Source organism: uncultured Xanthomarina sp. (genome assembly GCF_963971605.1).
Lineage (GTDB): Bacteria > Bacteroidota > Bacteroidia > Flavobacteriales > Flavobacteriaceae > Xanthomarina > Xanthomarina gelatinilytica.
Genome location: NZ_CAXATZ010000008.1, coordinates 1 through 15,433, shown reverse-complemented (window position 1 = coordinate 15,433; position 15,433 = coordinate 1). Strand labels below are relative to the sequence as shown.

The 15,433-nt window shown below is 36.2% G+C and carries 14 protein-coding genes; 13 read left to right on the top strand and 1 reads right to left on the bottom strand.

The window, feature by feature from the left end; all coding sequences use genetic code 11:
- Positions 1 to 4 precede the first annotated feature (4 nt).
- From AACY93_RS04820 to AACY93_RS04800, 5 genes are all read left to right on the top strand, one after another.
- Positions 5 to 361: a four helix bundle protein gene (locus tag AACY93_RS04820; protein ID WP_007649841.1), complete on the top strand. Its 357-nt coding sequence runs from the start codon at positions 5 to 7 to the stop codon at positions 359 to 361.
- A 28-nt stretch (positions 362 to 389) separates the two neighbouring features.
- Positions 390 to 1,583: an acetyl-CoA C-acyltransferase gene (locus tag AACY93_RS04815; protein ID WP_007649840.1), complete on the top strand. Its 1,194-nt coding sequence runs from the start codon at positions 390 to 392 to the stop codon at positions 1,581 to 1,583.
- Between the two features lie 36 nt (positions 1,584 to 1,619).
- A complete protein-coding gene (locus AACY93_RS04810) occupies positions 1,620 to 1,982 on the top strand; it encodes a four helix bundle protein (protein WP_286853267.1) in 363 nt (120 codons plus the stop codon).
- Positions 1,983 to 2,025: 43 nt separating this feature from the next.
- A complete protein-coding gene (locus AACY93_RS04805; protein WP_286853268.1) occupies positions 2,026 to 3,834 on the top strand; it encodes an acyl-CoA dehydrogenase family protein in 1,809 nt (602 codons plus the stop codon).
- Between the two features lie 84 nt (positions 3,835 to 3,918).
- Entirely contained in the window at positions 3,919 to 5,565 is a 1,647-nt protein-coding gene (locus tag AACY93_RS04800; RefSeq protein ID WP_286853269.1) for a M1 family metallopeptidase, read from the top strand.
- Between the two features lie 2 nt (positions 5,566 to 5,567).
- Here the strand turns inward: AACY93_RS04800 and AACY93_RS04795 are convergent, their stop codons facing one another.
- Positions 5,568 to 6,245 (bottom strand): Crp/Fnr family transcriptional regulator, encoded by a 678-nt coding sequence (locus AACY93_RS04795; RefSeq protein ID WP_286853270.1) that lies wholly within the window; start codon positions 6,243 to 6,245, stop codon positions 5,568 to 5,570.
- Positions 6,246 to 6,352: 107 nt separating this feature from the next.
- Between AACY93_RS04795 and AACY93_RS04790 the strand changes: the two genes are divergently transcribed.
- The 8 genes from AACY93_RS04790 (at position 6,353) to AACY93_RS04755 (ending at position 15,203) form a co-directional block, all read left to right on the top strand.
- On the top strand, positions 6,353 to 8,728 hold the full coding sequence (locus AACY93_RS04790) for a heavy metal translocating P-type ATPase metal-binding domain-containing protein (RefSeq protein ID WP_286853271.1): 2,376 nt from the start codon (positions 6,353 to 6,355) through the stop codon (positions 8,726 to 8,728).
- An 80-nt stretch (positions 8,729 to 8,808) separates the two neighbouring features.
- Positions 8,809 to 9,000 (top strand): cbb3-type cytochrome oxidase assembly protein CcoS, encoded by a 192-nt coding sequence (ccoS, locus tag AACY93_RS04785; protein ID WP_007649830.1) that lies wholly within the window; start codon positions 8,809 to 8,811, stop codon positions 8,998 to 9,000.
- Between the two features lie 6 nt (positions 9,001 to 9,006).
- Entirely contained in the window at positions 9,007 to 11,199 is a 2,193-nt protein-coding gene (gene ccoN, locus AACY93_RS04780; RefSeq protein WP_007649828.1) for a cytochrome-c oxidase, cbb3-type subunit I, read from the top strand.
- A gap of 6 nt (positions 11,200 to 11,205) precedes the next feature.
- Positions 11,206 to 11,391 (top strand): hypothetical protein, encoded by a 186-nt coding sequence (locus AACY93_RS04775; protein WP_007649826.1) that lies wholly within the window; start codon positions 11,206 to 11,208, stop codon positions 11,389 to 11,391.
- Positions 11,388 to 12,263: a cbb3-type cytochrome c oxidase N-terminal domain-containing protein gene (locus AACY93_RS04770; protein ID WP_286853272.1), complete on the top strand. Its 876-nt coding sequence runs from the start codon at positions 11,388 to 11,390 to the stop codon at positions 12,261 to 12,263. Before AACY93_RS04775 ends, AACY93_RS04770 begins: the two co-directional genes overlap by 4 nt.
- Before the next feature lie 126 nt (positions 12,264 to 12,389).
- Complete coding sequence (ccoG, locus tag AACY93_RS04765) at positions 12,390 to 13,778, top strand: cytochrome c oxidase accessory protein CcoG (protein ID WP_339611351.1); 1,389 nt, start codon at positions 12,390 to 12,392, stop codon at positions 13,776 to 13,778.
- A gap of 167 nt (positions 13,779 to 13,945) precedes the next feature.
- Positions 13,946 to 14,392: a FixH family protein gene (locus AACY93_RS04760; protein ID WP_286853274.1), complete on the top strand. Its 447-nt coding sequence runs from the start codon at positions 13,946 to 13,948 to the stop codon at positions 14,390 to 14,392.
- Between the two features lie 109 nt (positions 14,393 to 14,501).
- Positions 14,502 to 15,203: a sulfite exporter TauE/SafE family protein gene (locus AACY93_RS04755; RefSeq protein WP_286853275.1), complete on the top strand. Its 702-nt coding sequence runs from the start codon at positions 14,502 to 14,504 to the stop codon at positions 15,201 to 15,203.
- The last annotated feature ends 230 nt before the right edge of the window (positions 15,204 to 15,433 follow it).

The following is a 15,433-nucleotide window of genomic DNA, read 5'->3' as shown; positions in this document are numbered from 1 at the left end:
AATCATGCACAGATTTGAAGAATTGAAAATATGGCAAAAAGCAATGAATATTACAGAAAATTGTTATAGAACTACTAAAAATTTTCCTGTAGAAGAAAAATACGGGTTGACATCTCAATTAAGAAGAAGTGCAGTTTCTATTCCTTCAAATATTGCTGAAGGTGCTGGACGAAATACTAATGGGGAATTCATGCAGTTTTTAGGAATTGCCAACGGTTCTTCATATGAATTATTAACACAACTTTATTTATCCAAACGATTAAATTTAATTACAGAAGAAAAAGTAAGACCAATAATCAGTGAAATTCTAGAGGTTACCAAAATGAACTATTCTCTTCAACAATCACTTAAACAGTCTTAATACTTGATACTAAAATCTTAATACTATTATGAGCAAACAAGCTTACATTGTAAAAGCATACAGAACAGCCGTAGGTAAAGCACCAAAAGGCGTGTTCCGTTTTAAAAGAACAGATGAGTTGGCAGCAGAAACCATCAAGCACATGATGAAAGAATTGCCAAATTTAGACAAGAAGCGCATCGACGACGTGATTGTTGGAAACGCCATGCCAGAAGGTTCACAAGGATTGAACATGGCACGCTTTATTTCGCTAATTGGCTTAGAAAGCGTGGATGTTCCTGGTGTTACCGTTAACCGTTTTTGTGCATCTGGTATTGAAACAATAGCTATGGCTTCGGCTAAAATTCAAGCTGGAATGGCAGATTGCATCATTGCTGGTGGCGCAGAAAGCATGAGTGCCGTACCAATGACAGGCTTTAAGCCAGAACTGAATTACGATACCGTAAAAGCAGGTCACGAAGATTATTATTGGGGCATGGGAAATACAGCAGAAGCAGTTGCAAAACAATTCAAGGTCTCTCGTGAAGACCAGGATGAATTTGCATACCACTCACATATGAAAGCATTAAAAGCTCAAGCTGAAAATCGTTTTCAAGATCAAATCGTACCTATAGAAGTAGAACAAACTTATATAGACGAAAACGGGAAAAAAGCTACCAAATCTTATACAGTAACCAAAGACGAAGGACCAAGAAAAGGAACCAATCTTGAAGCTTTGGCAAAATTACGTCCTGTATTTGCTGCCAATGGTAGCGTGACTGCAGGAAACTCCTCTCAAATGAGTGATGGTGCAGCTTTTGTTATGATTATGAGCGAAGAGATGGTTAAGGAATTGGGATTGGAACCTATAGCAAGATTGGTAAATTATGCTGCTGCTGGTGTTGAGCCTCGCATCATGGGAATTGGTCCAGTTAAAGCCATTCCAAAAGCATTGAAATTGGCTGGTTTAAAACAAGACGACTTAGCACTAATAGAATTAAACGAAGCCTTTGCTTCACAATCCATAGCGGTAATTCGCGAATTAAATTTAAACCCTGACATCATTAATGTAAATGGTGGAGCGATAGCACTTGGTCATCCTCTAGGATGTACAGGAGCCAAGCTTTCAGTACAGTTATTTGACGAGATGAGAAAGCGTAATATGACTGGTAAATATGGTGCTGTAACCATGTGTGTAGGAACAGGACAAGGTGCTTGTGGGATATTTGAGTTTCTTTCCTGAGTAGAAAATAGAATATAGAAAAAAGAAAAAAGACTGATGTGTGCTAAGAATAGACATAATTATAAGAATCTTAAAATTTGGAAACTTGGATTAGAAATTACTAACGATATATCAGACTTATTACTAAATTTTCCGAAGCATGAAAGATTTGATCTTAGTTCACAAATAAGCAGATGTACTATATCAATGCCTAGTAATATTGCCGAAGGATCTGCAAGAACAGATAAATCTTTCAGTCATTTCCTAGATATTGCTTTAGGCTCTTCTTTCGAATTAGGCACACAACTATTAGTAGCAAAACACAGAAATTATATAAATAACGAAACATTAAAAATACTTGAAGAAAAAATAGAAGAATTCCAACGAATGACAATGGGATTCCAAAATGGGCTAAATTGAGTCTATTCTCTATTATCTATCTTCTTTAATCTAAAATTACAATATGGAAACAAAAGATAAAGAATTATTAAGAGGTGGTCAATTCTTGGTGAAAGAAACAAAATGTGAAGACGTTTTTACTCCTGAAGATTTTTCAGAAGAACAAAAAATGATGAAAGAAGCCGTTATGGAATTCAATGAACGCGAGATCATTGCCCATAAGGCAAGATTTGAAGCTAAAGACTTTGCATTTACAGAAGAAGTGATGCGTAAAGCTGGAGAACTTGGCTTTTTAGGTGTTGCTGTTCCAGAAGCATATGGAGGTCTGGACATGGGATTTGTGTCAACCTTATTGGTTTGCGATTACATATCCAGTGGAACTGGCTCCTTTAGTACTGCTTTTGGTGCGCATACAGGAATTGGAACCATGCCAATTACGCTTTATGGAACCGAAGAACAAAAACAAAAATATGTGCCAAAATTAGCCACAGGCGAATGGTTTGGAGCTTATTGCTTAACAGAACCTGGAGCTGGTAGTGATGCCAATTCTGGAAAGACAACGGCTACCTTATCAGAAGATGGTAAATCATACAAAATCAACGGACAAAAAATGTGGATTTCGAACGCAGGATTTTGCCGTTTAATGATTGTGTTTGCAAGAATTGAAAACGATAAAAACATTACTGGATTTATTGTGGAATATAATAAAGACAATCCTAATGGAATCACTTTGGGCGAAGAAGAACACAAACTGGGTATTCGTGCCTCTTCAACACGTCAGGTATTCTTTAACGATACCGTTGTTCCAGTTGAAAACATGTTAGCTGGTCGTGGTGAAGGATTTAAAATTGCCATGAACGCCCTTAACGTAGGACGTATAAAATTAGCTGGTGCTTGTTTGGATTCTCAACGTCGTATTTTAACAACCGCTGTTCAATACGCAAACGAGCGTAAACAATTTAATACACCTATTGCAGATTTTGGGGCAATAAAATACAAGTTGGCCGAAATGGCTGCAAGTGCTTATGCAGGAGAATCCGCAACATACAGAGCTGCAAAAAATATTGAAGATAGAATTGCTTTAAGGGTAGCCGCTGGAAATTCGCACCAAGAAGCAGAACTTAAAGGTGTTGAAGAATATGCCATAGAATGCTCCATTTTAAAAGTAGCTGTTTCTGAAGATGTACAAAATTGTGCAGACGAAGGCATCCAAATATTTGGTGGTATGGGATTCTCTGAAGAAACGCCTATGGAAGCTGCCTGGAGAGATGCCAGAATCGCTAGAATTTATGAAGGTACCAATGAAATAAACAGAATGCTATCAGTAGGTATGCTTGTTAAAAAAGCCATGAAAGGCCATGTGGATTTATTGGGTCCTGCAACAAAAGTTCAGGAAGAATTAATGGGAATCCCATCTTTTGAAACACCTGATTATTCTGAGTTGTTTTCTGAAGAAAAAGAGATGATTGCCAAGCTTAAAAAAGTATTCTTAATGGTTGCTGGAGCTGCAGTTCAAAAATTTGGCCCAGATTTAGAAGAACATCAACAATTATTGATAGCTGCTTCTGATATCTTGATTGAAATCTATATGGCTGAATCTGCCATATTAAGAACAGAGAAAAATGCGAAACGTTTTGGTGAAGATGCACAAGCTGTACAAATTGCCATGGCTAAATTATACTTATACAATGCTGTCTCTATTGTTGAAAAAAACGGAAAAGAAAGTATTATTTCTTTTGCTGAAGGAGACGAGCAACGCATGTTGCTTATGGGATTAAAACGTTTTGTGAAATACACTAATTATCCAGATATCGTTGATTTAAGAATTGCTATTGCAGAAAAAGTAAAAGCTGAAAATAAATATTGCTTTTAAATTAAGTTTGGTTAGAAGGAAAAAAGTCGTTTCAATTTGAAACGGCTTTTTTTATTTTCATTAATTTAGTGCAAAATTATCCACATGAAGAATACATTCCTAAGTTTTGTATGCATATTCTTGGTTTCTATTACAAACCAAGCTCAAGAACTCCTTTCAGAAAAAAACAGTTTTACCCATCAAGACACCTTACGTGGTTCCATAACCCCAGAACGTGCATGGTGGGATTTAACCTATTACCATTTAGATGTAAAAATAGCTCCAGAAACCAAATCCATTTCTGGTAAAAACACCATTCAATACACTGTTTTGGAACCTTACAAGGTCATGCAAATAGATTTGCAAGCACCTCTAAAAATTACCAAAGTGGTCCAAAATAGTAAAGAATTGGACGTGAAACATAATGGGAATGCGCATTTTATAAGCTTAATAGACCAGCAACAAAAAGGAAGCATACAATCTTTAGACGTATATTACGAAGGCAAACCAAGAGAAGCCAAAAAAGCGCCTTGGGATGGAGGTTTTACTTGGGAAGAAGACAAAAATGGCTTTCCATTTATAGCCACTTCCTGTCAAGGTCTGGGAGCCAGTGTTTGGTGGCCCAACAAAGACCATATGTACGACGAGGTTGACAGCATGTTGATTAGTGTTAACGTTCCTAAAAACCTAACAAATATTTCCAACGGCAGATTAAGAAACATTGAAAAACATAGCGATAATACAGTAACCTCCCATTGGTTTGTTAGCAATCCCATAAACAACTATGGTGTAAATGTAAACATTGGGGATTACGAGCATTTTTCTGAAATATATGAAGGTGAAAAGGGTCCTTTAACCATGGATTATTATGTTTTAAGGGATAATTTGGTAAGGGCTAAGAATCATTTTAAAGATGCACCCAAAATGATGAAAGCTTTTGAACATTGGTTTGGTCCCTACCCTTTCTACGAAGATGGCTTTAAACTTGTTGAAGTTCCATATTTAGGGATGGAGCACCAAAGTTCCGTGACTTATGGCAATCAATACAAAAAAGGATATTTGGGCAACGATGTTTCAGGCTCTGGTTGGGGATTGAAATTCGATTTTATCATCATTCACGAGTCTGGTCACGAATGGTTTGCCAATAACATTACCTATAAGGACATTGCTGATATGTGGATCCATGAGAGTTTTACATCGTATTCCGAAAATTTATATGTGGATTATTATTATGGGAAAGAAGCCTCTTCCGAATATGTTATAGGAGTTAGAAAAAACATAAAGAACGACAAACCCATCATTGGGCCATATAATGTTAACAAAGAAGGCTCTGGAGACATGTATTACAAAGGTGCCAACATGTTGCATACTTTGAGACAGCTTATTGAAGACGATGAAAAATGGCGAGACATATTACGTGGTTTAAACAAAACCTTTTACCATCAAACAGTCACCACCCAACAAATAGAGAATTATATTAGCGAACAAAGTGGCATTGATTTAACTGCTTTTTTTAATCAGTACTTGAGGGACACTCGCATTCCAACCTTGGAATACTCCATTGATAACAACCAGTTAAGATACCGTTGGATCAATATAGTAGAGGATTTTGACATGCCAATTCAAGTGACATTGGACAATAACAAGCAATGGATATACCCAACTGCTGAATGGAAAACCATGCCTATTGAAGATCACACTATGGAAGTGGATTTAGATTTTTATGTAGAAGTGAAAAAAGTGGAAAATTAAGATTATTCCACACGCTTTAAACCTTCTATATCTTCAATTTTTATTTGCTTTCCTGTAGTGGATATCAAACCTTCTTTTTTAAATTGAGATAAAACCCTTATGGCAGATTCTGTTGCAGTTCCAACCACACTGGCATAATCTTCACGGGAAAGGACCACGTTTAATATGCCATCTTTATTAACGCCAAAACTGTTGTGTATATATAAAAGTGCTTCGGCTAAACGTTGCTTAACAGATTTTTGAGCCATGTTTACAATAACATTGTCCGATTCTTTTAAATCGTGTGCCATTTGTTTTAGCATGTCCATGGAAAAATCGGAATTGTTTTTAAGATTGCTGAATATTTCGGCTTTTGGGATAAAGCACACTTCCATGTTGTTTAAAGCTACAGCACTTAAATTTACAGACTCATCACTAATTAAGGACCGTTGCCCAAGCAAATCACCTTTTACAACTAACTTTACAATTTGGTCTTTTCCGTTGGCACTTAACTTGGTTAGTTTGCAAATTCCATCCTTAACACAGTAAACCCCTTTTAAGGTTTCGCCTTCTTCAAAAATAACTTCCCCTTTTTTGATAAACCTGGATGTCTTGCATCCAGATATGTTCATCAACTCCTCTTTTGATAACGACTTTAAAGAATTAAACTCCCTTACAATACACTGTTCACACTTACTCATACCTATTTTCTAAAGTTTTGTAAAATTAATCAAAACATGACAAATATCATATCTAAATTCTTACTATCTTTTAACCTTTGTATTGGGTTTAAAAGAGCAAATTATTTATGGAGCATCAGTCATGTTTCCACTGTGGTGATTCTTGTGGCAATCATGCCATTACATTTCAGGAAAAATCTTTCTGTTGTAATGGTTGTAAGACCGTATATGAAATTTTCTCAGAAAACGATTTAACTTGTTATTACGATTTACAGAGTGCTCCTGGAGCCATTCCTAAAGAAATTCAAGGAAAATACGATTTTCTGGAACAGCAAAACATTATAGACAAGTTGTTGGAGTTTAATGATGGCAACACGCAAATTGTTACCTTGTACATTCCTCATATTCATTGCAGTTCCTGTATATGGATCCTGGAAAACCTCAACAAACTAAATCCTGGCATCTCTTCCTCTCAAGTAAATTTTGGAAAGAAAAATGTTCGTATTACCTATAATCCCAATCTATGTTCCTTAAAAGAGGTTGTTATCTTGGTAAGTTCCATTGGATATGAGCCCTATATAAGCTTGGAGGATTTTAAAACCGGAAAAAGCAATGTAAACAGATCTTTAATCTACAAATTGGGAGTGGCTGGCTTTGCTTTTGGGAATGTGATGTTTTTATCGTTTCCAGAATATTTTGAAGTTGGCGAATACTGGCTGGAACAATACAAGCATTTGTTTCGTTGGCTCATGTTTGCCTTTTCTGTTCCGGTTATTTTTTATTCGGCACAAGACTATTTTATATCGGCCTATAAAGGCCTTCGTTCTAAAATTTTAAATATAGATGTCCCAATTGCACTTGGAGCAGCTGTTCTGTTTTTAAGAAGCACCATTGAAATTATTTTCGATTATGGTTCCGGTTTTTTTGACAGTTTAACAGGGTTGATATTTTTCTTGCTCCTAGGGAAGTTTTTTCAACAAAAAACCTATGCCTTCTTATCTTTTGAACGCGATTACAAATCGTATTTCCCTATTGCTGTAACCAAAATCTCTAAAGATGGCAAAGAAATCCCTATTCAGGTTTACGATATTAAAAAAGGCGACAGGTTACTGATAAGGAATGAAGAATTGATTCCTGTAGATGGTATTCTAATTAGTGGTAAGGCTTCCATAGATTACAGTTTTGTTACAGGTGAATCGGAAACCGTTTCCAAAAAGTCTGGAGATAAACTGTTTGCTGGAGGCAAACAAACCTCTGGAGTTATAGAAATGGACGTGTTAAAAACAGTGGAACAAAGTTATTTAACGCAGCTTTGGAGCAACGATGTGTTCAGCAAAGATAAAGAAGATGGTTTTACAACCCTTACCAATGCCATAAGCAAAAAGTTTACTTTTGCCGTATTAAGCATTGCTTTTATAGCCACTGCGTATTGGTTGTATGTAGACCCCTCTAAAGCCATAAACGTTTTTACTGCTGTTTTAATTATTGCTTGTCCTTGTGCCATAGCACTCTCTGCGCCTTTTACTTTTGGAAATTTGTTGCGCATTTTTGGTAAACTTAAGTTTTATGTGAAAAATGCTTCGGTTATAGAGCAACTGGCCGAAATAAATACCATTATTTTTGATAAAACCGGAACCATAACTACCAATAAAAAAAGTCATGCAACCTATCAAGGAGATGCACTTACAGCTTCGGAAGAAATGCTTTTAAAAAACACACTTCGTGGATCAAATCATCCATTAAGCAGAACTTTATATGATATTTTAGACGAGCACAACATCATTACCTTAAATCATTTTGAAGAACATCTGGGGAAAGGCATTGAAGCTTCACATAACAACAACAATATAAAAATTGGTTCAGCCAGTTTTGTTGGAAACACTTCAGACACCACAGTCCTGAATACTTCGGTACATATAAGCACCAATAATGTTTACAAAGGTAAATTTACTTTTTACAACAATTACAGGAAGGGATTGTCAAAGCTTTTCAATAAGTTAAAAAAAGAGTACGATTTGGTAATTTTATCAGGAGATAATGAAGGAGAGCAAGAAAATCTAAAAAAATTGTTACCTTCGAAGACGAAGCTAATATTTAATCAAAAACCAAACGACAAGTTGGAGTATATTAAATATCATCAAACCGAAGGTGCCAAAGTTCTCATGATTGGAGATGGGCTTAATGATGCTGGAGCATTAGCACAAAGTAATGTTGGTATTTCCATATCTGAAAACGTGAATGTGTTTTCACCAGCTTGTGATGCCATTTTGGATGCTTCAAAGTTCAATCAGTTATTTAAATATATAAAAGCGTCAAAAAGCGCTATTAAGATTATAAAATGGAGTTTTGTTTTATCTTTTTGCTATAACGTAATAGGGCTTTATTTTGCAGTAACAGGACAATTGGCACCAGTTATTGCTGCTATTTTAATGCCTTTAAGTTCCATTAGCATTGTAGTGTTTACTACCATTGCAACAAATTTATTAGGTAGAAAGTTAGAATGATTACAAATAAAATGAACATGACAATTATCATGTTTTTAAAACAGTCTCAACATTATTTTTGAGGCATAACTTCAATAGGTATGAGTGTTATTTACATATTACTAAGTATCAGTATTATAGTTGCCATATTCTTTTTTATTGCATTTATCTTGGCAGTAAGAAGTGGACAGTTTGATGATGGTTACACGCCATCTGTAAGGATGCTTTTTGAAGATGAACTAGTAAAAGAACAAACAAAATCAACAAATAAAGAACCAAAAAAGACTAATTAAACTATTATGGAAGTACAACAATTCTATTACGATAATAAAATCGTTAAAAATTTCCTTTATGCAACCATGCTTTGGGGAGTTGTGGGTATGTTGGTAGGATTACTATTGGCATTTATGTTTTTATTCCCAAATCTAACCGACGGTATTTCGTGGTTAAGCTTTGGCCGTTTAAGACCTTTACACACAAATGCTGTAATTTTTGCCTTTGTAGGAAACGCCATTTTTGCTGGAGTATATTATTCCACACAGCGTTTGCTTAAAGCCAGAATGTATAGCGATGTTTTAAGTAAAATTAACTTTTGGGGCTGGCAATTAATTATTGTTGGAGCAGCTATCACGCTTCCTCTAGGATTTACCACTTCAAAGGAATATGCTGAATTGGAATGGCCTTTTGATATTGCCATTGCTGTGGTTTGGGTGGTTTTTGGAGCCAATTTAATTGGAACCATGATTAAAAGAAGACAAAGACACCTTTATGTAGCTATTTGGTTTTATATAGCCACATTTGTAACAGTTGCTGTACTTCATATTTTCAATAGTTTAGAGCTTCCTGTTTCAGCATTTAAAAGTTACTCGGTGTATGCTGGTGTTCAAGATGCCTTGGTACAATGGTGGTATGGTCACAACGCAGTGGCATTCTTCCTGACCACGCCTTTCTTAGGTTTAATGTATTATTTTGTACCTAAAGCAGCTAACAGACCTGTATATTCCTATAGACTTTCTATTGTTCACTTCTGGTCCTTAATATTTATTTACATTTGGGCTGGACCTCACCATTTATTATACACAGCTTTACCAGAATGGGCTCAAAACCTTGGAGTTGCCTTTTCTGTGATGTTATTAATGCCTTCTTGGGGTGGTATGATCAACGGATTGTTAACCTTACGTGGAGCTTGGGACAAAGTACGTACAGATCCTGTTTTAAAATTCATGGTTGTGGCCATTACGGGTTATGGTATGGCAACTTTTGAAGGACCTATGCTGTCCCTTAAAAACGTAAATGCCATTGGACACTTTACAGACTGGATTATTGCCCACGTACACGTTGGTGCTTTGGCTTGGAACGGATTTTTAACCTTCGGGATGATTTATTGGTTAATACCTAGATTGGTAAAAACCAAATTATATTCTACGGCTTTGGCCAATTTCCATTTCTGGATTGGGACTTTGGGTATCATTATGTATGCCTTACCACTGTATGTAGCAGGTTTTACACAAGCAAGTATGTGGAAACAATTTAATCCAGATGGTACCTTGGTTTACGGAAACTTTTTAGAAACCGTTTCCGAAATCATGCCAATGTACTGGATGAGAGCCATAGGTGGTACTTTATTCTTAACAGGTATGTTAATCATGGTTTACAACATCATTGTTACCATTAAAAAAGGTAGTGCAGTTACCGATGAGTTGGCTGAAGCACCTGCATTACAAAACGTATCAAAAAGTCGTACAGCTGGTGAAGGATGGCACACTTGGTTAGAGCGTAAACCTATAAAATTAACCATTTATGCTACCATAGCAATTTTAATAGGTGGTATTGTGCAAATTGTTCCAACCATCATGGTAAAATCGAACATTCCTACAATTACAAGTGTAAAGCCTTATACGCCGTTGGAATTGGAAGGACGTGACATTTACATTCGTGAAGGTTGTGTTGGATGTCACTCACAAATGGTTCGTCCGTTTAGAAGTGAAGTGGAGCGTTATGGTGAGTACTCCAAAGCTGGAGAATATGTTTACGACCATCCATTCCTTTGGGGAAGTAAACGTACAGGACCAGATTTACACCGTGTAGGTGGTAAGTATTCAGACAACTGGCACTTAAACCATATGTACGATCCACAAAGTACATCGTCAGGTTCCATCATGCCAGCATACCAATGGTTGGTAAAGAACGAACTTGATAAATCGCACACGGAAACCAAAATGAGAACCATGGTAAAACTAGGGGTTCCATACACAGAAGAAGAGATTGCCAATGCCCAACAACACATGTTGGAACAAGGTACTCAAATAGAAAAGAACCTGTATTCCGATCCAGATTTTGCTGAAACCTATGAAGCAGACAAACAAGCTGGTGGTGAAGATTTTATAGAAATGCGTAATCGAGAAATTGTAGCACTTATTGCTTACTTACAACGATTGGGTACAGATATTAAAGTTCAGGATTTAGACGAGGTATCAACCACAGAAAACTAAGAAACCATGTTAAAATACGTAAAAAACCATATGGAAACAATAGCTGGAGTTGAGATCTTCCCTATTATTTCTTTACTGATATTTTTTATCTTCTTTGTGGTTCTGTTTTGGTGGGTTTTTACTGCCAAAAAAGATTACATAAACGAAGTAAGCAACATACCATTAGATAACCAAAAAGACAATACATTATGAGACATTTAATCCCTTCATGGGTAAGAGTACCCTTAGTATTCTTTATCATTTTCGGACTAGTAGAATACTTTGTTAGTTCTGGTAAACAACCTGCATTTATAGAGTATCCCATGGTACTATTATTTTTGGTTTTTGTTCTATTTGTATTAATTGCAATTGAAGCCATAGTAAATTCCTTAGAGAACATTCTATATCAAAGTTTAGACGAAGCAGGTAAAGCAAGATATGACGCCAAAAAACCACAAAGTTCTAAACTGATGGCTTGGATCAATTCGGTGTATCAAAAGTCTTTAGGTTCCAAACCAGTGACTGAAGAACACGAAATTATCCTGGACCACAATTATGATGGTATCAAGGAGTTGGATAACGACCTTCCACCTTGGTGGTTATATGCCTTCTACGCCTCTATTGTCTTTGCTGCTGTATATTTGGTAAGGTTCCACATTTTTGATGGAGAAAACCAATACGATGAATTGGAAACGGAATATGCCGAAGCTAAAATAGCTCTTGAAGAATACAAAAAAACAGCTAAAGATTTAGTGGATTTCAATACGGTGGAAGTATTAACAAGTGCTTCCGATTTAAGCGCTGGTAAAACTATTTATGAAGAAAACTGTGTGGCCTGTCATATGTCAGATGGTGGTGGAGGTATTGGACCCAACCTAACGGATGAGCACTGGATTTTAGGTGGAGGCATTAAAAACGTGTTTAAAACAATCTCTGAAGGTGGTAGAAACGGAAAAGGGATGATTGCCTGGAAACAAAGTTTAAAACCATCGGAAATTGCTCAAGTATCCAGTTATGTTTTACAATTTCAAGGGACAACTCCTGCCAAGCCTAAAGAGGCAGAAGGAGATGTCTGGAAAGAGTAAAAAAAATTATAAAAACAACATTGGAGTCAAGAATTAAGACCACATCTTCCAACCAACCTGTCTTAATTCTTGATTCATTAATCTCAAATCATGGAAACTCCAGAAAACGAATAATTTAGAGACTCCATAGGCACGCTAACTGAAGATGGAAAACGTGCTTGGGTATATCCTAAAAAACCTAGTGGAAGATTTTACGAATATCGCAAGATAGTTAGCTATATTCTCTTACTGTTTTTAATTGCTGCGCCATTTATTAAGGTTAATGGCAACCAGTTTTTAATGTTCAATATTTTAGAACGACGCTTTAATATCTTTGGCTTTCCTTTCTGGCCACAAGATTTTCATTTATTTGTAATTTCCATGATTATAGGAGTTATTTTTATAGCTCTTTTTACCGTAAGTTTTGGTAGGATTTTTTGTGGGTGGATCTGTCCGCAAACCATTTTTATGGAAATGGTTTTCCGAAGAATAGAATATTGGATAGATGGAGACAGAAACAAACAACGAAGACTGGACAATCAACCTTGGAATGCCGAAAAAATAAGAAAACGTGTTTTAAAATGGAGCATTTTTGTGATTATTTCATTTGTAATAGCCAATGTGTTTTTGGCTTACTTGATAGGTAGCGATAAACTGATACAGTATATTACAGATGGGCCTCTGGAGCATACAGGTACCTTATTCCCTTTAATTATTTTTACGGCTGTTTTTTACTTTGTATTTGCTTGGTTTAGAGAACAGGTATGTATTATTGCTTGTCCTTATGGCCGTTTGCAAGGCGTGCTTTTGGACAATAAATCGATAGTGGTTGCTTACGACCACAAACGTGGTGAAGGTGAAAACGGCAGAAAGAAATTTAGAAAAGGGGAAGACAGGGAAGCCTTGGGACATGGTGATTGTATAGATTGTTTGCAATGTGTACATGTTTGCCCTACCGGAATAGATATTAGAAATGGCACCCAATTGGAATGTGTTAACTGTACAGCTTGTATAGATGAGTGCGACCACATTATGGAGAGCATTAATTTGCCTAAAGGCCTTATTAGGTATGCCAGTGAAGATGAAATTGAAAAGAAAGAAAAATTCAAGTTAACAGCCAGAATGAAAGGTTATATTGCTGTTCTTGTTATTTTAATTGGTGTTCTTTTTGGCATGCTCTTGCTAAGAAATGATGTTGAAGCGACCGTTTTAAGGTTGCCAGGACAGCTTTATGAACATAAAGAAGGCGATATTATAAGTAACGTATTTACCTATAAGCTTATTAATAAAACCACCAAAACCATAGAAAACGTAAGTTTTAAACTTAGAAAATACAAAGGGGAAATTAAATTGGTTTCCAACTCTAACACGTTTACGGTCCCAGAACAAGGCTTGGCCGAAGGGACTTTGTTTATAGAAATTGACAAAAAAGACCTTGATGGTGATAAAAACAAATTGATGATAGAGGTTTATAGTGGCGACGAATTGATTGAAACCACAACCGTAAACTTTTTAGCTCCTAGAAGCTATCATTAGTTGGTAGTTTTTGGTTGTTGGTTTTTGGTTGTTGGTTTTTACCTGCTTGGCAGGCAGGCAAGGTTGGTGATGATATTATAAGATGAAGGTTATTCAATTTAAGAAGATTATTTGTTTATCTGCTTATTGCAAACAGGTTTAAAAGGAATGATATAATAAATTTTGATATGAAAATAAATTGGGGAACAGGTATTGTTATTGCTTTTATATGCTTTATTAGCTTTATCATGTATTTTATTATTAGTATGAATACCAATAGTAAATACGATCATGATTTGGTGATAGAGGAATATTACAAAGCAGAGTTAGGCTTTCAGGATGAAATAAATAAGGAGAAAAATTCCAAAAACCTTTCTGAAAACCTTAGTTGGAGTAAAACTGAAGAGGGTTTGCTAATTTCTTTTCCGGAAAATTTAGATTCTGACAAGATTTCTGGGACTGTTTATCTATACAGAACTTCCAATAAAAAGCTGGATTTTGATATGCCTATTGCTATTGACAACCATGGCATGCTTATTCCTGGGAACAAAATGCTGGAAGGCAGATGGAATTTAAAAATAGATTGGACCTATCAAGATGATGCCTATTTGTATAAAAAAGAAATCATGTATTAAAGTTTAGGTTGCCTGGAAGCAGTTAAAAAAGCGTTTTGGTTATTTTTTTAAAGAATAGATATGCACTGCGCTTTACCTGACATAGATATATATATTAATTGTAAAAAACATGCTTTGGTCTGCACTTGTACTGGGTCTTTTAGGTAGTTTCCACTGTGTTGGTATGTGTGGTCCCATTGCCTTTATGCTTCCTGTTGACAGAAGCCATTCTTTAAAAAAGGTCCTTCAAATAAGTACTTATCATTTTGGGAGGTTGCTTGCTTATAGTTTTATAGGCCTTGTCTTTGGACTTGTTGGCAAAGGGCTTTATCTTTTTGGGATTCAGCAGCAATTATCCATAGTTATTGGTGTTTTAATGATTGTGGTTGTTGTTATCCCTACCCAAACATTCAATAAATACAATTTTTCCAAGCCTATTTACAGGGTGATTTCCAGGGTAAAAACGGGTTTGGGCCAGGCCATGAAAAAGAAATCGGCTGATACGTTTTTAACCATTGGGTTTTTAAACGGGTTTTTGCCATGTGGTTTGGTTTATATGGCTGTTTTTGGGTCTTTGGCCACTGCCAGCGCCTTACAGGGCAGCTTGTACATGTTTTTGTTTGGTTTGGGGACCATTCCTTTAATGACCACTGCCATTTATTTGGGAAAATTTTTAAATGCCAATATAAAACAGCGTATACAAAAGGCTGTGCCAGTGTTTGTGGTTGTTATTGGGTTGTTGTTTATAGTAAGAGGATTGGGACTTGGTATTCCTTACCTCTCTCCTGCCCCTGTTGTGGAGATGGTTGAAGGTGACATGGATTGTGACTGATGTTTTGTGGCTGTTGTAGGTTTTGGTTTTGTAAACTGCCATAAGAACCTGGCCACGCTTTATGTTAAGGCTTTAACGCACATGCTGGGGATGGTGTATTAGTGGGCTGTGGTGCTCCATCACTGAGGTGTGTTGATCCATCACTGGGCTGTACCTCTCAATCACTGAAGTGTACCACTCAATCACTGAAGTGTACCGCTCAATCACTGAAGTGTACCGCTCAATCACTG